The sequence below is a fragment of the Nostoc sp. DSM 114161 genome (genome assembly GCF_052692665.1).
Genome location: NZ_CP195141.1, coordinates 3,340,332 through 3,360,117, shown reverse-complemented (window position 1 = coordinate 3,360,117; position 19,786 = coordinate 3,340,332). Strand labels below are relative to the sequence as shown.

17 protein-coding genes and 1 pseudogene are annotated in these 19,786 nt (G+C 40.6%); 7 read left to right on the top strand and 11 right to left on the bottom strand.

Translation table 11 applies throughout. The features are described 5' to 3' along the window. Positions 1 to 163 precede the first annotated feature (163 nt). From NSTC745_RS14775 to psbH, 3 genes are all read right to left on the bottom strand, one after another. Positions 164 to 436 carry a TatA/E family twin arginine-targeting protein translocase gene (locus tag NSTC745_RS14775; RefSeq protein ID WP_096540749.1) on the bottom strand — a complete coding sequence of 91 codons (273 nt, stop codon included), beginning with the start codon at positions 434 to 436 and terminating at the stop codon, positions 164 to 166. A gap of 465 nt (positions 437 to 901) precedes the next feature. Next, the gene (locus NSTC745_RS14770; protein ID WP_445637801.1) at positions 902 to 3,709 is read right to left on the bottom strand and encodes an ATP-binding protein; all 2,808 of its coding nucleotides are present in this window, start codon (positions 3,707 to 3,709) and stop codon (positions 902 to 904) included. Positions 3,710 to 3,907: 198 nt separating this feature from the next. Beyond that, entirely contained in the window at positions 3,908 to 4,111 is a 204-nt protein-coding gene (gene psbH / locus NSTC745_RS14765; protein WP_096540747.1) for a photosystem II reaction center phosphoprotein PsbH, read from the bottom strand. An 85-nt stretch (positions 4,112 to 4,196) separates the two neighbouring features. Here psbH and psbN point away from each other — a divergent pair, with 85 nt between their 5' ends. Further along, positions 4,197 to 4,328, top strand: coding sequence for a photosystem II reaction center protein PsbN (gene psbN, locus NSTC745_RS14760; protein WP_096540744.1), 132 nt, complete (start codon positions 4,197 to 4,199; stop codon positions 4,326 to 4,328). 106 nt (positions 4,329 to 4,434) lie between these two features. Here the strand turns inward: psbN and NSTC745_RS14755 are convergent, their stop codons facing one another. Beyond that, entirely contained in the window at positions 4,435 to 7,746 is a 3,312-nt protein-coding gene (locus NSTC745_RS14755; protein WP_445637800.1) for an alpha-mannosidase, read from the bottom strand. Between the two features lie 103 nt (positions 7,747 to 7,849). Here NSTC745_RS14755 and NSTC745_RS14750 point away from each other — a divergent pair, with 103 nt between their 5' ends. Together NSTC745_RS14750 and NSTC745_RS14745 are read left to right on the top strand one after the other, a co-directional pair. Continuing rightward, positions 7,850 to 9,493: a hypothetical protein gene (locus NSTC745_RS14750; RefSeq protein WP_445637799.1), complete on the top strand. Its 1,644-nt coding sequence runs from the start codon at positions 7,850 to 7,852 to the stop codon at positions 9,491 to 9,493. A 161-nt stretch (positions 9,494 to 9,654) separates the two neighbouring features. Further along, on the top strand, positions 9,655 to 9,951 hold the full coding sequence (locus NSTC745_RS14745; protein ID WP_445637798.1) for a hypothetical protein: 297 nt from the start codon (positions 9,655 to 9,657) through the stop codon (positions 9,949 to 9,951). Between the two features lie 4 nt (positions 9,952 to 9,955). Here NSTC745_RS14745 and NSTC745_RS14740 read toward each other — a convergent pair whose 3' ends face one another. Further along, positions 9,956 to 10,933 (bottom strand): lysophospholipid acyltransferase family protein, encoded by a 978-nt coding sequence (locus NSTC745_RS14740; RefSeq protein ID WP_445638608.1) that lies wholly within the window; start codon positions 10,931 to 10,933, stop codon positions 9,956 to 9,958. Positions 10,934 to 11,129: 196 nt separating this feature from the next. Between NSTC745_RS14740 and NSTC745_RS14735 the strand changes: the two genes are divergently transcribed. Then, on the top strand, positions 11,130 to 12,026 hold the full coding sequence (locus NSTC745_RS14735) for an alpha/beta hydrolase (protein ID WP_445637797.1): 897 nt from the start codon (positions 11,130 to 11,132) through the stop codon (positions 12,024 to 12,026). Here NSTC745_RS14735 and NSTC745_RS14730 read toward each other — a convergent pair. Both NSTC745_RS14730 and NSTC745_RS14725 read right to left on the bottom strand, forming a co-directional pair. Next, on the bottom strand, positions 12,006 to 12,146 hold the full coding sequence (locus tag NSTC745_RS14730; RefSeq protein ID WP_445637796.1) for a ribbon-helix-helix domain-containing protein: 141 nt from the start codon (positions 12,144 to 12,146) through the stop codon (positions 12,006 to 12,008). The genes NSTC745_RS14735 and NSTC745_RS14730 overlap by 21 nt on opposite strands. A 117-nt stretch (positions 12,147 to 12,263) precedes the next feature. Then, positions 12,264 to 12,593, bottom strand: coding sequence for a hypothetical protein (locus NSTC745_RS14725; protein ID WP_445637795.1), 330 nt, complete (start codon positions 12,591 to 12,593; stop codon positions 12,264 to 12,266). Between the two features lie 280 nt (positions 12,594 to 12,873). Here NSTC745_RS14725 and NSTC745_RS14720 point away from each other — a divergent pair, with 280 nt between their 5' ends. Next, positions 12,874 to 13,140: a type II toxin-antitoxin system ParD family antitoxin gene (locus NSTC745_RS14720; RefSeq protein ID WP_096540804.1), complete on the top strand. Its 267-nt coding sequence runs from the start codon at positions 12,874 to 12,876 to the stop codon at positions 13,138 to 13,140. Between the two features lie 113 nt (positions 13,141 to 13,253). Then, positions 13,254 to 13,442: pseudogene (locus NSTC745_RS14715) on the top strand (type II toxin-antitoxin system RelE/ParE family toxin); the annotation flags it as partial. A 141-nt stretch (positions 13,443 to 13,583) separates the two neighbouring features. Here the strand turns inward: NSTC745_RS14715 and mnmE are convergent. Further along, a complete protein-coding gene (gene mnmE, locus NSTC745_RS14710) occupies positions 13,584 to 14,978 on the bottom strand; it encodes a tRNA uridine-5-carboxymethylaminomethyl(34) synthesis GTPase MnmE (protein WP_445637794.1) in 1,395 nt (464 codons plus the stop codon). 222 nt (positions 14,979 to 15,200) lie between these two features. Between mnmE and NSTC745_RS14705 the strand changes: the two genes are divergently transcribed. Beyond that, positions 15,201 to 15,401 carry a hypothetical protein gene (locus NSTC745_RS14705; RefSeq protein ID WP_445637793.1) on the top strand — a complete coding sequence of 67 codons (201 nt, stop codon included), beginning with the start codon at positions 15,201 to 15,203 and terminating at the stop codon, positions 15,399 to 15,401. 383 nt (positions 15,402 to 15,784) lie between these two features. Here NSTC745_RS14705 and NSTC745_RS14700 read toward each other — a convergent pair whose 3' ends face one another. From NSTC745_RS14700 to NSTC745_RS14690, 3 genes are all read right to left on the bottom strand, one after another. Beyond that, the gene (locus NSTC745_RS14700) at positions 15,785 to 16,096 is read right to left on the bottom strand and encodes a hypothetical protein (RefSeq protein ID WP_445637792.1); all 312 of its coding nucleotides are present in this window, start codon (positions 16,094 to 16,096) and stop codon (positions 15,785 to 15,787) included. Positions 16,097 to 16,749: 653 nt separating this feature from the next. Then, complete coding sequence (locus NSTC745_RS14695; protein ID WP_445637791.1) at positions 16,750 to 18,375, bottom strand: mucoidy inhibitor MuiA family protein; 1,626 nt, start codon at positions 18,373 to 18,375, stop codon at positions 16,750 to 16,752. 225 nt (positions 18,376 to 18,600) lie between these two features. Further along, positions 18,601 to 19,542 carry a LysR substrate-binding domain-containing protein gene (locus NSTC745_RS14690; protein ID WP_445637790.1) on the bottom strand — a complete coding sequence of 314 codons (942 nt, stop codon included), beginning with the start codon at positions 19,540 to 19,542 and terminating at the stop codon, positions 18,601 to 18,603. Positions 19,543 to 19,786: the final 244 nt, after the last annotated feature.

The window sequence follows — 19,786 nt, the reverse complement described above, 5'->3', positions numbered from 1 at the left end:
AGTTAATCAATTTTAGGGGCATGGGGCATGGGGCATGGGGCACGGGAGCAGGGGAGCAGGGGAGAGTTGTTGTACAAGTTCTTTCTCCTCTGCCCCTCTGCCCCTCCGCCTCTTCTGCCCAATGCCCAATGCCCAATGCCCAATGCAAAATTGGTATGTTTTTCTAGCCAACTTGTGAAGAATTAGCAGTATCGTGCTGTGATTTAGCAGGCTCGATTTGCTTAGGTTCCAATTCAGCGGTAGTTTTCACAGCTTCTTCTAATTGTTCGGCTTCTTTTTGAAACTCGCTTTGAAACTCCTTAGAAGCTTCTTGAAAACTGCGAATTGTTTTGCCTACACTGCGGCCAATCTCTGGTAACTTCTTTGGGCCAAAGATTAACAGCGCCACTACCATAATTACAGCCATTTCTGGCAGACCGATACCAAATATATTCATTTTTTATCTCCGATAAATTCTAAAACCACAATATAGACTCACATATTTATGTAGTCTACTCAATAATTGCCTATTATAGAAAGCGATCGCCTCACGAGCGAGTGATGGTTGATATCTGTTAATGCTTCTAGTGCTGGCTTTATCGAAGAAAGGCTCCAGGAGGCTCAGTTGGCTTTTATGGGATTCTGACTTGTGACCTGGAGCGCGACCGTACCCCTACAATACGAGCAAGCTACGCGTAGCATTGCCTCAGGGTAAAGAACAAGGGTTTAAAACCCCGACTAAATTTTTAATTTGGTCGCTCTATAAATACGAGGGGTTTGAATTCCCTTCTCAAACAAATTTGAAAAACGATTACGGCAGCTTGAAAAGTTTAGATGCCTGCGGCAACCCCTCCGGGGAACGCCGGAAGCCGACGCTCTAAGTTTTTGGCAAAATCTAAAATCCAAAATTGAATTTTAACTGTCATCTCATATCAACAGTAGTAACGCATTGACGCAGGGGAATTTCAATTACAAATTCTGTTCCTTGATTTAGTAAAGAAATAAAATACAATTTCCCTTGATGTTTTTGTGTAATAATCTGATAACTAATTGATAAACCTAAACCAGTTCCTTTACCAATGGGTTTAGTAGTGAAAAAAGGATCGAATAATTGCTTTTGCACAGTTTCTGGCATACCAGGGCCATTATCAGCAATGCGAACGATTGCGTGTTTATTATCTATCAATTCAGTTTTGATACGGATTTGAGGAGTATTAATATTTTGCCCATTAATAAATGCTTCTTCTAAAGCATCAATAGCATTTGCGAAAACATTCATAAATACTTGATTCAGTTGTCCGGCGTAGCATTCGACTAATGGGATTTTGCCATATTCTTTGATAATTGCTATTGCTGGACATTTAGCTTTATCCTTAAGACGATGCTCAAGAATCATCAAAGTACTGTCAATACCATCATGGATATTCACCTCTTTCATTTCTGCCTCATCCAAGCGAGAAAAATTTCGCAGAGATAGTACAATTTCTTTAATTCTCTGCGCTCCAACTTTCATCGAAGTTAGCAATTTGGGCAAATCTGTAAGTAAAAAATCAATATCAATTCCTTCTGCTTCTTCTTGGATTTCTGCTACCGGGTTGGGATAATTTTTTTGATAAAGTAGCACTAATTTGAGTAAATCTTGAATATATTCATTAGCAGGGGTGAGGTTACCATAAATAAAGTTGACTGGGTTGTTAATTTCGTGTGCTACTCCTGCTACTAACTGTCCTAAGCTAGACATTTTTTCACTCTGCACCAGTTGAGTAGCTAATTGTTTGGCCTCTTCTCGTAATTTTGCCTCTGATTGTCGCAATATTTCTTCTGCTTGTTTGCGTTTGGTGATGTCGTGGAGAATGACGACATATTCTCGAAAATCCTGGTGTGGTCGGTCTGAGATAGAAACTTCTAAAGTTTTGATTTTAGAGTTATAAGCTATGTTGTGTTCGCTATGCTGTGTCCATTGTTTGGGATAGTAAGGTAATTCTGGCAACCATTCATTGAGGTGATGTCCTAAAAGAGCAAATGGATTGACACCAAAAAAAAATTCAATTGCTGGGTTTGCCTGCCAGACTATACCTTGTTCATCTGTGACAACGATACCATCTTGAGCAATATGAAAAAGGTGTTCAGCCGCCTCTCTTGCTTCAGCGATCGCCACTACCTGAGGTAAACTTGTCCAACAAGCGATCGCTACTCCAACAAATGCTACAGTCATCAGCAAAACAACAACCAAATTTTCAAAATTTGTAGTTCTAACTTTATTCAAATACCAACCAAATAAGCTACCAACTAATACAGCACTGCACAAAAGAAAAATTAAGATAATTATTTGTAGCATTACCGAATCTCTAAATTGCTTTGAGCGCCGCGATCTATAAATTTTTAACCACCAGTGAGGACGAAAAATAGCAATAGGAACGCAGCGTATTAACCCATCAATAGCTAATACAAAAAACGGGGCTAATAATCCGATAAGGGAATCTTGCCAGCCCCAAGCATAGCTTGCCGCTAAGAAGATTATTATCTCTAGCAAAAAGATACCTAAAGTCAATTTTGGAAGTAGTACATTAAACTTATCTCGTTGTTGCCATAGACCTAAATGCATAAGTATAAACGATATAAACCAACCAGCATTCGCAGCTGCAACGATGTGAGGTACATTTCCCAAAATAAAATATATTAGTCCTAAAATCAGGCTCAGGGCGAGAGATGGCCCAAATACTCCACGAGATGAAACTACAGAAAATACTGGTGCAAAATGTTTATCTACAGCTAACTGATAAATAATCCGCGGGCAATTAGAAACTGTTGTGGCTGAACCTAATAAACAAGAACCAGCTAGTAAAAAAGTGGCGATGGCTGGAGCAAAATTTCCCCAAAATGGTGTAGAAGCTGCAACAAAGTTTAAAAAACTATTATCCCCTAAATCTGGGGCTGTTGCTAAACGCGCGATCGTCCAAGAACCACCCACAAACACAGGCAACATTAACCAAGCAGCAATATCTAGAAACCTTAAAGTTTTATGAGGTTCACAACTATCAGCAACAAAGGATGAGGCAGTTTCACAACTGTAGGTTACATAGCTAGTAAAATAAAACCATTTTGCCCAATCAACAAAACTTAAAGATGACCAACTACTAGGAAAAAAGCCAGGACTATCACCAGAAAAAGCTAAAAATCCTACACCTTGTAGACAAAAAGTAAATAGCAAGACACAGGCAGGAATAGCAAAAAATAAGTGTAGAATGCTTAATGCACGTGTACCGCTGAAGGCAACGATAAAGGGTAATAATATAAAGCTAATCTTGAGAATTACGTCTGGAAAGTTAATATTTAATACTTCAAGATTTACTTTAATAATATCTGTCAGGACAATAGCATTAATAGAGAGAAAAGAAAGCCAACCCAAAAGATATCCTATTGCTGCGTAGCGGGCAATTATTGGGTAGCCCTGCCACAGCCTAGTTGTATAGTTAGGAGTGCCTCCAGCGACATCAAATAAACTTCTACCTAAATGCTTTATCTGATAATTCAGTAACATCCCAACAATTACACCAGGAACCCAAACAAAAATAGCTTGTGTTCCCAAAGCGGCATGAACAGCCGGCACTACTGATGTCCAACCAAGATGCGATGTCAACCCAAAAGCCCAAGTTTCCCAAGAACTCAAGCTACGTGGCAAACCACGGGATGATGTTTGATGCAGCACTGTACTATCGTGATGGAACATAAGTAGTGGGTCTAGAAAACTTTCCTTAACTTCACTACTTAGAGTTCCCACTGTATAGGTGTAATCAACATAATGGGTAATGAGAAAGCAGAACCTACACCTAAATTTCTTTTGAATTCTGAATTACTACTGACAAAAAAACCCGGACTAGCCGGGTGTGAGTTCACTTGTTATCCAAACTAGATAACTGTGTATCCATTAGCGTCCTAAACTCCGCCAATCGACATTTACATCCTGAACCAAGATTGTTTTATTGTAAAGTTGCAGAATAATCAACAGAAACACAAAAAACAGCAACATAAAAACAGCCATCACAGGGGTAGTACCCCAACCTGGTGCCACTTTTCCATACTCAGAGTTCAGTGGTCTCAGGATATCTCCCAACCTAGTCCTTTGTGCCATAGTTCACCTAAGATTACTTGCCCAAGCTTTTTTTAATCTTCTGTAATATTCTATAAGAATAGCACTCATAATCAATCTTAAAATTATGGAACCCGCAATAGTTCTTAGCATTTCTGTAGCAGCTGTTTTGATTGCCATTACAGGCTATGGAATTTATACCTCCTTTGGCCCTCCCAGCAAGCAGTTGAGCGATCCTTTTGAAGATCACGAAGACTAGGGGAGTTAGGAGTTAGGAGTTAGGAATTAGGAGTTAAGAGTCAAGAGTCAAAGGTTAACAACTCTGGACTCTCAACTCTAGAGTAATGATTTGTTGGGGTCTAGAATTACTTATTGGGATTGACCTTGAAACTGACGATTTTCCAAGGCTGTATCGTCAAGATTTGTTGCTCAGATGAGAATTCAGGAGCACGATCGCTAGAACGCTCTAATAAATCTACCCTATTTCCGAGACTTATTCCTAGATCGGTTTGCAAAGATAACTCGACTGTTTCTCCGTGACATTCATAACACCGCAGAATCAACTGCTGTGGGTCATCTTCTGCTGGCTTCAAAGCCATCAAAATCAGATTTTCAGATGATAAATTTAAAAAGCTTGCTCTGTCGGGATTAGGGACTGGGGATTGGGGACTGGTGACTGGGTTGATTATTGCTTGTAGAGGTGTATTCAATTCATAGCCACGCTGTACTGTATGGGCTGATTCCCAAGTATTAGCATGAGGATACAAGGCGTAAGTGAATTCATGCAAACCTCGGTCAGCTTCAGGGTCTGGCCAATTGGGGCTACGTAGCAGTGTTAAGCGTAATTGATTCGGTTTAGCGTCGTAACCATATTTACAATCATTTAGCAAACTGATCCCGTATAAACCTTGATTTGTTTCGCCTGTTAAATCAGCCCAACGCAAGGCTGGGACTTCCCATTTTGCTTGTTCTGCGGGTGTTTTGGGTTTAGTTGGACGGCGAATTGCGCTACAGGGAATTTCGTAGGTAGCGAAGTCTGCTTCAATGTTGAAAGGAAAAGCAGCTTTTACCAATACTTGATTTTCTTGCCAGTTAACCCTAGAGGAAATTTTCAGCACGGGCGAACCAGTTTGCAGAATATAATCTTGGCAAAATTCTGATTCGCCCAATTGACGCACTACCCGCAAACGATTTTGTAGGGCGCCTTGTTCTACCCATTCAATAGATTGAAGATTGGTTGGGGGTAAGGGATGCTGGGCGTAATTGGGGTCTATATTCCAAGCATCCCAATATTGACCGCTGTCTTTGAAAGCTTGCAGTTGATTCCCCGCACCACTCAAAACTTCCCGTTGATAAGTTTTATCAAAAACACTTGATAAATCTCCTGTTTCAGGGTTCACGACAACTCGGAGGAATTCATTTTCCAAAACCCATTCTGGGGATGTAGCTTTAGCTTCCTGCAATGTAGGGGATGAGGGGGAAAGCCAAAAGAGGCGGTAGCCTACGGGTGGGATGTCGGGGGCAAAAAATACTAGGGTTGATGGTTGAGATGATTGGGAGACAAGCAGTTTCCCGGAAGCATCGTAAATCTGCCATTGCTGGGTAGTTGTTGCTGGTGCGGGTAAGGTGATGGAAACAACCTCAGAACGCTGCCAATTGAGAGAATTGAAAATGAAAATAGGTAAACTATTGGGTTGCGTTGGTTGTGGTAGGGTAATGTGAGATGCGATCGCCTGCAATGATTCTTGTAATATCTTCGTTCCCGTTTGTTCGACTTGTTGCCATTCCGGCAAAGCATCTTGATAAACTTGGGTAATGGAAGAACCAGGTAAAATATCATGAAACTGTTGAAATAATACCTGTTTCCAAGCTGCTTCAATTTCGGCTTTGGGATACGTCACACCACAACTGATGTTTGCCAAAGTTGCAAATAGTTCAGCTTCATACAACAAAGTTTCACAACGACGATTCCAACGTTTTTGGTCTGCGTGAGTAGTGTAACAGCCGCGATGGAATTCTAAGTATAGTTCGTCATTCCAAGTGGGGAGGTGGGGAGCAGGGGGAGCAGGGGAGGCAGGGGAGGCAGGGGAGGCAGAGGAGATGGGGAGACTTGTACTGAGCGGAGCCGAAGTATGGGGAGATGGGGAGGATGAGGGAGAATCATAACTTCTGACTTCTGAATTCTGAGTTCTGAATTCTGATTGAATTTGCTGTAAATACTTTTCACCGGTGGTAAATTCTATGTCCGGGAAGAAAGGTGATTTTTGCCAGCGTTGGGCGGTTTCTAACATATCGCGGGTGGGGCCGCCGCCGTGGTCGCCGACACCGGGAAGCCAGAGAGATTCTGGTAAATTCGTTTGGCTTTGCCATTCTAGGGCGTATGATGCCATTTTAACTGGGTCGATCGCTTCACCGATGGGTGCAGACATGAAAGTAAAGACTTGGCTACCATCAGGCGATCGCCACCAAAAAGCACCATAATCAAATTTAGTAGTATCATTCCAGCGTAACTTTTGGGTGACAAAATACTCAACTCCAGCATTAGCGAAAAACTGCGGTAAAGTTGCACAAAAACCAAAAGAGTCTGGAACCCACACCGCAGGCGAAAGCTTGCCAAATTTTTCTTGTATGTATCGCTGACCATACAATAGCTGACGGACAATCGATTCGCCAGCAATCAAGTTAAGTTCTGGTTCTACCCAAGTTGCACCGATAACTTCCCACTTTCCAGCTGCTACTTGTGCTTGAATTGCCCTAAATAAATCCGGGCGATGTTCTTCAATCCAAGCATAAAGCGCCGGAGTCGAATGACAAAAAATTAACTCTGGAAAATCTGCTTGCAACTTCAAAACCGATTCAAAGGTGTTTTGTGCTGCATTCCAAGTTTCACTCACAGGCCACAACCATGCTAAATCTAGATGAGCGTGACCCAATAAATGGATTTTGGATTTTAGATCCCCCCAACCCCCCTTCAAAAGGGGGGCTAAGATGTCAGATTGAATTAGATGTTGACGTAATAACCTAACTAACTCTTCCCTCTCTGCGTCCTTGGCGCCTTGGCGGTTCGTTACCTCTTCTACCGCCTCCACCAAAACACCCAACTTTTCTGGTGCAAATTTTTGCAAATAAAGTTGCAAAACAGCCAATTCATCAGCCACAAAACCCGGATCGGGATTATCATCATCATTAGACTCATATATAAGGAGCGATCGCACTAAAGCGCCATCACAATGTCCGGGACTCACTAACCGCAATGCAACAATAAATTCTTCCCCTGGCGTCACCTTGCGACTCAAAAGCACTCTTGGTGAAGAATCAAATAAATCACCCTCCAGCGCTAACTCCCCATTCACATAAATCTGGACAGCATCGGACCACCAAGCTAACGCCAGCCGCAAAGATAACCCAGCTAAAGGATAACCCTGTATATCTTGGGGAACCACCAATTTTTGCGCTAGCCATAGGACTTTTTTCCCCCCTGTCCAAGCAATATGTTCTTTAGCGTTCAACTCTACAGGTTGCCAATCAGATAAATTAGCAGCTGTAACATCAGTAATCATCTGGTCAGATTCTCGGTATAACCAAGTAGACTGAAGATTAACCTGAGAAAAAGAGCGTAGTTGCTCAATTGCTTGCGAGATTAAATTGGACTGAGATTCAGAGATAATTTGAGTCATATTTTCGCTAAAATGAGGGCACACAATAATTAACAGTTTGTGGTTTTTATTGTTCGGCGGGAGTCTCACAACTAAACAAGACTCGAACTCAAAAATTACTATTATGTCTTCTGGTTCTTCTGGTCGTTATCAAAGCAAACTATTTAATTTTGTCAACCAGCAATCTCGGCGGTTGACACAACGGTGGGAAAACACCTTCCGGCATTTGCAAGTTGCCACTAAGTGGGGTGTGGAATTGCTACTTTACCCAGTGTATCTACTGTTTGTGTCATCTGAATCAGATGCTAAAACTTTACACGCCAAAGAACCACGATCCAGGCTGAATTTACCATCAAATGATACCGATTTTCAGCCGGAAACTGATTTAAATGTTGATACTCCCATTGAGCATGTATTAGAGACAGTTAATTATCTGTCATCGGAGGAGGCAATGGCTACTCCTCAAAAAACCTCTCAACCTTTTAATGCTTTGAGCTTTTTAGGAGGTTTTTGGCAAAAATCTATCCCTCAAAATTCCGCAGATACTAATATTATTAATTCTCCAAGTCTTACAAATAATTCAGCCGCAAGTATCAAATCCACACAACCAGAAAATCTTCTGAAGCAGCATCTTGTAGCAATTCGGGGAGTTGCCACAAATTTACTGAATCGTAATTTGGTACTTGTCACTGCTGAGAATGAAATTCTCGATATTTTAACACCCCAGCAGCAGGCAAAATTAGAAGACAGGATTATTAGTGAAGTTGCTAATTACTGGCACTTTTGGCGATTATCGGAAGCTAAAAGACAAAAGGAATTATTACCAAAAATCGACGGTTTATTAGCAAAATTAACTGGAGACAATTCAGTTAATATTCCAATCCTCAGCGGAACAACATCGAAGAATTTACTGGATTCAAGTAAAATATTAACATTTTTAGATGTAGCTATTGCTAAAGTCGAATCAAATGCTTTAATACCAGTTCAACAACGCAGTCAAGAAATTATTCAAGTAGCCCAAACTCAGTTAAATATATTTCTTTATGGAAAAGAACAGTTAACTGCTAAGGGAGAAATTGCAGTTACAGGTGACGATTTAGAAACTCACGCACTAAATTTTCAAGCTTTAATTGAAGCAGCGCTGAATTACTTTTTTGGTGTTGGAAATCGAAAAACGCTTGAATCAAAAACTGCTGAAAATCAGCCAGAGAGACTGTTATCTAGTTATCCAAAAAAAGGTTTATTTAAAAATCGGAGTTTCCAAAATCAGGATTTAACAGACGATCCTTGGTTAACGTGGAATGATTTGTTTGGCGATCGCGAAAAAGTTGGCGACAATGCAGTTACACTTGAAAACACAACTCCTGCTTTAGCTTCAGGTTTATCAGCAGGGATTTCTTGGCCAAAGAATTTGCATCGACAACAGCCGAAAGGCAAATCTGAGTTAGTACAAAGGAAAAAAACAACCCGTAATCTCGCCTCAATTCCCAAAACATCTGCAAAAGTTACCTCTTTCCAACAAACTGAAGCGGCGATTTCCCAATCTGATAGCAAGAATCATAAAGGGGAAATTTCCCAACGGCGGTTTTCTCAAAGCACCGAAGTTGAAGCACAGCCAGACTGGATAGAAACCAAAGCGACTGCAATGGGTTATGAAAAGCACCCTTTAGAGAAAGTTCTCCAATGGCTCGATCGTGTTATTCTTTGGCTAGAAGAAACATTTGCGAAACTTTTTCAGTCGTTACAACGAGTTTGGCAAAGTAAGTGATATAGAAGAATTCAGAATTCAGAATTCAGAATAATAAAATAGTAAACGTAGGTGCGTTATGCTTTAAGCTAACCTACCGCTAAAATTTCAAGGTGCGTTGTCGTGCAGCGCAACGCACTTTATATATAGATATAGTTTAATGTTACTTGTAGCTTAATAAAGTGAAAATTATTGTTTACTGTAAATATTTCAATTTCAAAAATCCGCTAGAAAAACCAAAGATTGAAACGTTTGTGGTGGATGTATGTCAAATTCCTAAAGTAGGTGAAACAATTGTTGTTGAGAGAATTTCACCCCAAAAGCAGTTTGTGATTATTTTTGAGTATATTGTGACAGCAGTTCAGTTTAATGCTTCTAAAGAATCGGCTGATTCAGCAGATGCTCAAGTAAGTGCATTTTTAAACCACTGTTGGGAGGGAACTTCAAATTTCAAAATTACCAAGTTTTTAGGGAAATAATTTTTCACCACAACATGTGATTGAGGAAATAACGTAAAGGTTTTAGGCCTGTTGGTTCCTGATAATTAGTTGGTAACAGACTCAACATTGCTTTCTCTAGGGTTTGCAAAGCTACGTCTACTTCTTGTCGTTTTGGCCTGGTTGTTGAGGCAAATTGTAACGGTTCACCCACCCTTAGAGTTAATTTTTTTCTCAAATAAAGGTCATGAGTTCCAATGAGTGCAATGGGAATAATTGGTACGCCAGCACGCAAAGCATAAATTATAGTTCCACGCTTGAGGGGTAGATGCAACTGAGCCTCAGCTGTTCCCAATCGTCCTTCGGGAAACAGAATCATCCCATCGCCACGAGCCAAAATTGATAAAATAATACGGTCTATCTGTCGCAATGTCTGTATATCTTCACCTGTGGCTACTGTATCTTCGATTGCTGCGGCTAGCTCGATTAAATCTTCCCTCCCTACTTTAGCCGCTTTCATCACAGCGACTTCTTCTTTCCACACCCTTTTTAAAGGAATTACACCTCCAGCAAAACCTAAGATGAAGCGTTTCCACCACTTATTATAAAGAGTACGAGCATCGCCCAGAATATAGTAATAAGGTTGGGTGGGAAGTTCGGCTAACAGGAGTAACGGATCGATATGGTGGAGGTGGTTAACTGCTAAGATTGCTGATTGTTGAAGTATCCTTTCGGGATGTTCGATTTCTACTTGGAAAAGGATATGAATAAGCGATCGCATTACAAACCGACGCAACCAACCATTAACCCTAGGTTCAGAACCCTCTTGATTTGTAGCTTCAAGACGATTGAGAGTTTCCTCAACGATTTGACGAACGGCGCGATCGCCTGCTGCGGCTACACCTTCTTTTACCCGCTCAATACTAGCATCACTCAGAGGCAGTAAAGTTTCTGATTGCGTGTTATTTTCTTGCTGATGACTCGATGTCAAAAGATTTTCGATTTTAAATTTTGGATTTTGCATTGACCGCACCGGTAAACGTATGGCGGCTTTATCTGCATTCATCCTAGCAGAATCTCTCAAAAATCAAGCTCGTGTCGTCTTATTTCGTAAGTTCCGTTTAAAAAAGTAATTATTCCTAAAGATAGAAGTGATTTTCTTGACAATGTAACTTGATAAGCTAGTAGCTAATTGGGAACAAGCGTAACAAATTATTCTGATGAGCCATTATAAAGCAGATACATTTGAAGGTGCGGGGAAGCTAAAACTGTATTACCAAAGCTGGTATCCAGAAGAAAAGGTGAAGGCGATATTAGCGATCGTACATGGATTGGGAGCGCACAGCGATCGCTACCATAACCTAGTTCAACATTTCATACCCAAGCAATATGCTGTCTACGGTTTTGATTTGCGCGGTCATGGTCGTTCGCCTGGTCAACGAGGCTACATTAATCGTTGGAGTGACTTTCGCGAAGACTTGCGAGCATTTTTAGAATTGATTAAAACCCAACACCCAGGAAAACCAATTTTTCTTTTAGGTCATAGCTTAGGCTCAGTAATTGTTTTGGATTATGCTCTGCGTTATCCTCAACAAGCATCTGCATTACAAGGTGTAATTACCTTAGCACCAGCTTTAGGAAAAGTTGGTGTGTCAAAAACGCGGTTATTGATAGGAAAACTGCTCTCACGAATTTGGCCGCGTTTTAGCTTAAATACCGGACTCGATCTTTCTGGTGGTTCGCGGGATGAGAAAATTATAGCCGCTTATGCCCAAGATTCTTTGCGCCATACTAGAGGTAGTGCGCGTCTAGCTACAGAATTTTTTGCTACCGTTGATTGGGTTAATGCCCATGCTAGTGATTGGCAATTACCATTGTTAATTCTTCACGGTGGAGCAGATAGAGTAACTCTACCTGAGGGTGGGAAAATTTTTTTAGAGCGGGTGAGTTGCTCGGATAAACTAAGAATCGAGTATCCAGGTGCTTATCACGAGCTTCAAAGCGACCTGAATTATCAAGAGGTGCTGGCTGATTTAGAAAATTGGTTGGAGCGACACTTACCATGTGAGACAGCACTGGGGGGAGAAAGTGCTAATTCAGAGTTTCCTAGTTCTTAGCTGCACTTGAAAAATTAACTCTTGAAGATATTCACTGACTGAACCATAACCCCCTTTAGCCACTTGTTCGTCAACAAAAGCTTTCATCGATTCAGGTAACGATATCTGAAAGTTGGTCATAACCTTGAAAGTTCCGTTGAACTAGTTTTATCTACTATGTTACCAAGGCGATGTCTATGACGGACTACGCCTACGCATTGACATCAAAATAGGCGATCGCACATTAAAAATATCTAGTCAGTTATTTACATTATCTGAAAAATATGTAGCCGAAGATTGAGAGTTTTTCACAGCCAAGATAGGTTCTCCCTTTACTCCTCCACGGGTAAGAGTACAAATTTTATAAAAGTTTTCACACTCAAAGATTGCTAAAACTAACTCTTTTCCTGTTTGGTAAGAGGATGGTAAAGGTTTACCTACTTCGCATTTCATCTCAGTTTCATTGTCACACCACTGTAATTTCCAAATACGCTTTTTGGTGATTGGTGCTTGGACAGACTGAGCCAAAGCGTTATACACCTGCTCGGCTTTCACATCGTCCTTAGCTGCTGGTACAAAAAACTTCATAGGCTTTACTTACAAATAAAGTAGGTTACATTAATACGAGCGTAACGCACTATTTATACAGAATCCTTATATAGCAAGGGAATTAGTAGACATAGCAAGAGACAGAACGCCTGAGAGCAGACAGAAACTAAAAGCGAATGGTACATTACCGGGGGCTTTTGAGTGACCAGAGGTGAACAATGGTTTACAAATTAGATTAGGGCAATAACCAAAGAATGAATTTTCTAGCCCAGAGAAAATGTGGCTAGGTAACGCTCTTATTTAACTAGAGGTAAAAACTATGAACATCCAACTTCAAGCGGAATACGAGCAATTTATACAAACCCGAATTGCTTCAGGTAGATATGAAAATGCTGAAGATGTGATTGTCAAAGCGTTAAAACTGCTTGAGGAATGGGAGAAGGGTTATCAGGAATGGGAAGAAGAAACTAAGAAAAAAATAGCGGCTGGACTAGCTTCTATCGAACGTGGAGACGTAGTAGATGGTGAAGTGGTGATGGCACGACTGGAGGAGAAATTACGTAAGGCTCGTGAGACTCAAGGATAATGGAATACTTTATTGCCAAGGAAGCCAGCCAAGACTTAGATGAAATTTTGGATTATTTTTTAGTTCGCAATGTCAATGCTGGGGAACGATTTATTTGAGAATTTAATAAGAAGTGCCTAAACATAGCTCAATTCCCGAATATAGGACGAAGTTACGCTAACTTTGACCCCAGGCTGAGAGGCATACCGTTGTCTGGCTATATTATTTTTTATCGAGTTTTTGAAGATAGTGTTGTGATTGTGCGGGTAATTAGCGGTTATCGGGATTTGGAATCTATATTTGCAGACGTGGACGATGAGTAGACTTTTGATTGTTAGCGGTACTTAAACAAAACAGGAAAGTAAAATATGTTTGTTTATTACTCTTCAGTATTTTCTCATAAATGATTTTGGATTACTATATATCCAATAAATTATTAACTCTATTTTAAAACATTTATTAGTTTATTTGCCAATACAAAAGCGGCTAAAAATCCTGTCTAATACTGATTCTGTAACTTCTTCTCCAGTAATTTCTCCTAGTGCTTGAATCGCACCTCGTAAGTCAATTGTCCAAAAATCAAGCGGTAACTGCTGCTCAATTGTTCCTCGTACTTGTTCCAAGGAAATTTTAGCTTGAGTTAAAGCTGCGGCTTGCCTTTGATTAATCGCTAAATCCATATCAGCAGCTTGGACTTTACCTGCTTTAACTATCTCTAAAATTGCTGTTTCTAAAGTATCAATTCCTTGATTTTGGGCAGCAGAAGTGAAAATTTTAGATTTGAGATTTGAGATTTGAGATTGAAGATTTTGCCTTTGGTTTTCTTCTACTAAGTCAATTTTATTAATTACTAAAATCAAAGGACGGTGCTGCACTTGTTCGTAAATTTCTTCATCACCTTGAGTCCAACCTGCTGAAGCATCAATGGTCAATAGAACTAAATCAGCTGCATTTGCCGCACGGCGCGATCGCTCGACGCCAATTTTTTCTACTTGGTCTGTTGTTTCCCGAATTCCGGCAGTATCTAGCACCTGCACGGGAATTCCCCCCACAACTAACTGGGATTCCACTACATCGCGGGTTGTACCGGGTAAGTCTGTGACAATGGCGCGATCGCTCCGGCTCCAAGCATTTAATAAACTCGATTTACCAACATTCGGACGCCCGACAATTGCCACTTTTAACCCAGTGCGTAACAACTCACCTTTGTCTTTGGTCGCCAACAACCTAGAAATTTCTACGGCAATTTTCTCAATTTCTGATATAATCCCTTTATCATCCAGCGGAGGAAGATCTTCCTCAAAATCGATTCGAGCTTCGATTTCTGCCAAAATATCCAAACAGTTAGCGCGTAACTGCCGGATTGGATGAGCCAATTTTCCTTGTAAACCAGCTAAAGCAGTTTGGGCAGCTTGGGGCGATTTAGCTCCCACCAGATCGGCAATGCCTTCAGCTTGAGTCAAATCCAATCGCCCATTCAAAAAGGCGCGGAGGGTAAATTCTCCTGGTTGAGCCAATCTTGCACCATTTTCCAAACACAGTTGTAACACCTGCTGCACTGCCATGATTCCCCCGTGGCAATGGAATTCCACCACATCTTCACGGGTGTAAGAACGGGGTGCTTTCATAATTAGCAATAAAGCTTCATCTACCAATTCTTGCGTCTGGGGATGGCGGATGTAACCGTAGAGAATCCGGTGAGTTTGCCAAACTTGTCGCCCTGGCGTGTGAAACAAAGTTTCGGCGATGGACATTGCTCGAGCGCCGGATACGCGCACAATCCCAACACTACCCTGTTGGGGGACAACAGCAGTGGCGATCGCGGCGATAGTTCCAGTAGTGGCAAAGAGTTCGGACATCAGCGTTTTTTATGAAAGTGAGGAGTTAAGAGTGAGGAGTTAGGAGTTATGATTTTTACTTTTAACTCATAACTCATAACTCCTAACTTATTAAATGGTAAGTATTTAGACCGTTGGGATGGCAACAGGCAAGGTAAAATTTATCTGGAAGGTAATGTTTGAGAGTTAAAAAGTTAAGAGTTGAAATTATAACTCATAACTTTAATAAGAGAGGAATTGACTGTGGAGCAAAAAATTAACTGCGCTGTAGCCTGTGTTAACGGCTGCGTTTTAGGGGATAAATGCCCCAACATAGAGTTTAGAGAAGCAGCTGCCAAATTTGTTGAAGAGACTTCTTTAGACAAAATGTTGGAAATGGCTGAAGAACGTCTGCGGAAAAAAATGATGGAACCGCCAAAATGGGTTTTTCCTGAAGATACTTAGCCTTCAGCATTTATATTAATTAAGATTTCAGCATTTTACAGCAATTAAAATTGCTTTATGGTTCCATAGCCTTCCTCAATGAGTTGTGAAATTAATCCTGGAGGTAGGGAATAGGCTATAGAATTTTTCACCAATGATTAATAAGGTACAGAAATTTGGAGGGGCGCAAACAAAGCTTTGTTTGCGCCCCTACCTTACTACAACGGGAAATGCTATACATAGGAATCCGGTTTGATTCGGAGAACTACTCGTAGAGACAGGGAACTCTTAACAGGTAACTCTTAACAGGCAAAAATGAATAAAAGTGTACCTAGCTTCTCACAAATAAAATATGAATCCCATATAGCAATCCTATCTGATTTGTGAGAATTCGTTGCAAAAAGTTAATAACTGAGGCCATAGCCTAAGCCACCATAGCCACCATAACCTCCTAAGCCACCATAGCCTAAGCCGCCTAAGCCACCATAGCCACCATAGCCACCATAACCTCCTAAGCCACCATAGCCACCATAACCTCCTAAGCCACCATAGCCTAAGCCGCCTAAGCCACCATATTTGCCATAGCCGCCATAGCCTAAGCCGCTTGTATTGAGCATTTGTATTTCGTTATTAGCTACTTCATAAAGAAAACTTTCAGAATTGTCCAACCTTTCGTAATCATCAGAATAAAGTTGGGATAGTTGGATATTAGCCATTATCGGTTCCTCTGTAATATGAGAGTGTTCCATTCAAAAGTAAATGAGGCTAGATTTTATCTAACCTTAAATTTGATATTTGCAAATCGAATTTAGTAGTTCAAGGCTTTGTGATTGGTTAGTTAGACATAATTAAGTTCATTTTGTCTCTAGATATTCAGTTCGTGACAATTAAATAACAAATAAATAGATTTTATTTATGGGAATATTTGATATTTTACAGATTAATCTGCAAATAATAGCTCTCACCTTTTATTTGCTTTCAGCGATAAATTCAGAATCGCATTTGATTAAATTTGCAGCAAAAACCATACCGATGCAACAGGCCAAAAACAAGCTTGTAAGTCTCTTGGTGTCGGTGTTTTATGATAGGTTTATATCCTAACCTAACTGGCAACTGCTATAAAATAGCAATAAACCGCCAATAATAGTTGAAAGTTTCCATAATACAATATGCTTGGGTTAAGAAAATTGATCTGTGGAGGCAAGGGAACTCTTAACTCTTAACAGAGGAAACAAAAACAGGCCGAACTCAAATGTATTGCCCCATGATAGTAATATTTTTAGCTAAACTAACAATCAGACATAAGTCCTTGAATTATGACTGATAAAAGTAAGCTGTGAGTAATTTCACAAATACTACACGTATTGCTTTATATGTCTAAGCCCACAACAGTTAACTCTGGTGGATGTTCAACATTAAACTGATAATATATCTCTTGCCGCTCTTGTGGTGCAAGAGTTAATTGCCATTCTAAAATACCCATTTCCCCAAGTTGAATTTGCGGGTTAGTACGAAGCAAACGCACTTTAATTTGTTCGTTGCGGCTAACAGGTAATTGCTCAGTTACTTTTAAATTTGCTTGTTTTTCGAGCAAATTAGTAACTATTAAGCGATAACTATAAGTAATCCGGCGCTGGTTGCTAATTAGTCTTTTATCTACGAGACGTTCAACTAGATCGCGTTCAATTTTTAAACCTTCATCAATCCCTAAATTCAGTTTAAATTCTTGATCTGGTGCAATATTTTCTAACTCAGTAGCACCAATAAAAACATGATTCCGGAAAATATTGGCTTTACCTGGTAACAAAGTCGCACCGTTAGGACTATTTTTCACATTCGCTTGCAGATAAGCAAAACTTACCAAGCGCGGCATTGCCACATAATCAAAGTTACAAGGATAATCATCATTAAAAATTGTTGTTTTATGGGGTGCGCCATCACTAGGAATGTTACCGCCACCATTTAATTTAAAGGTAACTACACTCCCTTCTTTCGATATTTCTGCTGCAACAATTTCTGCTGGGATGGGACTATCCCGTGCAACTTCGTCTTCTTCTTGCCAATTTTCTCCACCAGCAGGAGCAGCAGCTTGAACTGCGATCGCAGGTAAAGAGGGACGAGCTAGCCTTCGTCTGGCAAATTGTTGACTAGGGCTATCAATATACCAAGGATCGAGTTTGGGCGGGAGCGTACCTAGTCCCGGTTTTGCAGTCGAAAGGGTGAGACTTGCACCAATCCAATCTTCGCCGCTGCTTTGAGTAATTTCTGCCAGGTAACTCAAATGTACGATATCGCTGGTGGTGCTAAAGCGCAAGTCATATAACGGAGTCCAACTGGCGCGATTCACCAAGTATGATACTTCTAGCTCAAATTCGCCTTCACCAGCAACTTCAACTGCTACAACTAAGCTCAAACTTTCTTTAGGATGCGGTGTTTGAATTTTTTGCAATGAGGCGTGGAGTGCTTGCAGTTGTTTGTCTAATTCCTGTTGTTGAACTTTGCATTCTCCAGATGCGATCGCATATTCGCTATACTGGCTGCCAAGAAAGTTGAGAAAGTCTAATGTTTCGCTCAGACTCAGATTTTTCCGCGACAAACTCTGCGAAAAAGGTTCTTCTGTTTTTTCACGTAAACCTTCGATAAAACTAGATTGCAATGCCAAAGCATCGATTTGGGCTTGTAAATGGCGTTTTTCTGCTTCTAGTTGCTGAATTTGTCTGGTCAAATGTACTATGCGTTCTGCCACAGGTTCGGTAGTGTAAATGCGATCGCTACTCACTCCCAACAACCGCACCCCCACCGTACCCGTACCGCTAACCCTCACAGACTCAGTTTCTAGAGTCAATGGTACTGGGGTAATTACTAATTCCCGTTCAATTCCTGTTAAAGAAACTACACCTCGCCGTGTAACCAATGCTCTATCAGTGTAGACTGTGACAGCTACAATCTCGCTTTCTACTGTTTTGCGCCAAGACTGTATTTCCGGGTTAACCACCACGAGTTTTCCCCCATTTTAATGGTTCTGCTGGTTAATTGTTAATGTTTCCTGGTCTAGGCGTCAACCCCTTTGAGGAATTCAAAATCAAAAATCTGATAATAGGGCATAGGAAGAGGACAGAGGACAAGGGGACAAGGGTGACAAGGTAGCAATCTTTCTCCCTTGTCTACCTTGTCTACCTTGTCCTCTTTCCATGCCTCATGCCCCATACCCAATAAATATTTATCTATGAGCCGCTTCAACCGCACTATAGTTATAAGTAGCGTTTTGCTCTACGATGTTTTTCGCCGCAGCCAGTAGATAATCATAATAGGCACGAGCGACGATAGATAATTGTTTACCTGATGGATAAACCATGTACCAATTTCGGTGAATGGGGAAATGTTGGACATCTAAAATGCTGAACTGTGAAGCGTCCAATAGTAAGGTGTGACGAGATAAAACAGAAATTCCTAAACCACCAACTATTGCTTGTTTAATTGCTTCGTTACTTCCTAATTCCAGCTTAACTTTTACCTTCACCCCTTGTTCGTCAAATAAGCTTTGCACAGCACGACGGGTTCCCGAACCTGGTTCCCGCATAATAAAAGGTTCTTCAGCTAGGCGCTGTATCGGAATATTTTTCTCTTGCGATAAAGGATGATTAAGTGGTGCAAAGACTATTAAAGGGTTTTCTAAAAATGGTTGGCAAGTTATATCCATATTGTCTGGAATTTGACTCATAATATATAAGTCATCCAGATTTTGAGACATCCGTTCCAAAATTTGTTCGTGATTGGTCACTTGTAAGGAAATATCAATCCCTGGGTAAAGTTCGCAAAACTTTCCTAACAAACGGGGAACAAAATATTTAGCTGTTGTAATTGCAGCCAAGCGTAATTGCCCTTGTTTTAGCCCTTTTAAATCTGCCACCTTCATTTCAAACTGGGCTATGTTATCAAAAATTTGCCGACAAGTGGCAAATAATTCCCTTCCTGCCTCCGTCAAATACAACCGTTTTCCCACCTGCTCAAATAATGGCAATCCTACCGATTTTGTCAGTTGCTTAATCTGCATCGAAACGGTGGGTTGAGTGAGAAATAATTCCTCAGCAGCACGAGTAAAGCTACTGTGCCGTGCCGCTGCCTCGAAGACTTTTAACTGGTGCAGCGTCGCTTGATTCAAGGGTAGTTCTCCTGCAAATAGCGATTCATAGATATATATCTATTATTACTGAACAGATGCCAATGATAAAGCGATGGTTATAGAAAGTCACGAGTTTTAATATTGATAGATAAAACTCTATTCTCGCTATTAGAAGAAAAATCTTTTACTTATGGGTTGGAGAAGCTATTATCAAAACAATAAGAAAAGCGTAAGATGCCTTCTAGCTAACGATGAATGTTGAATAATGAATGTGGATTTTTCA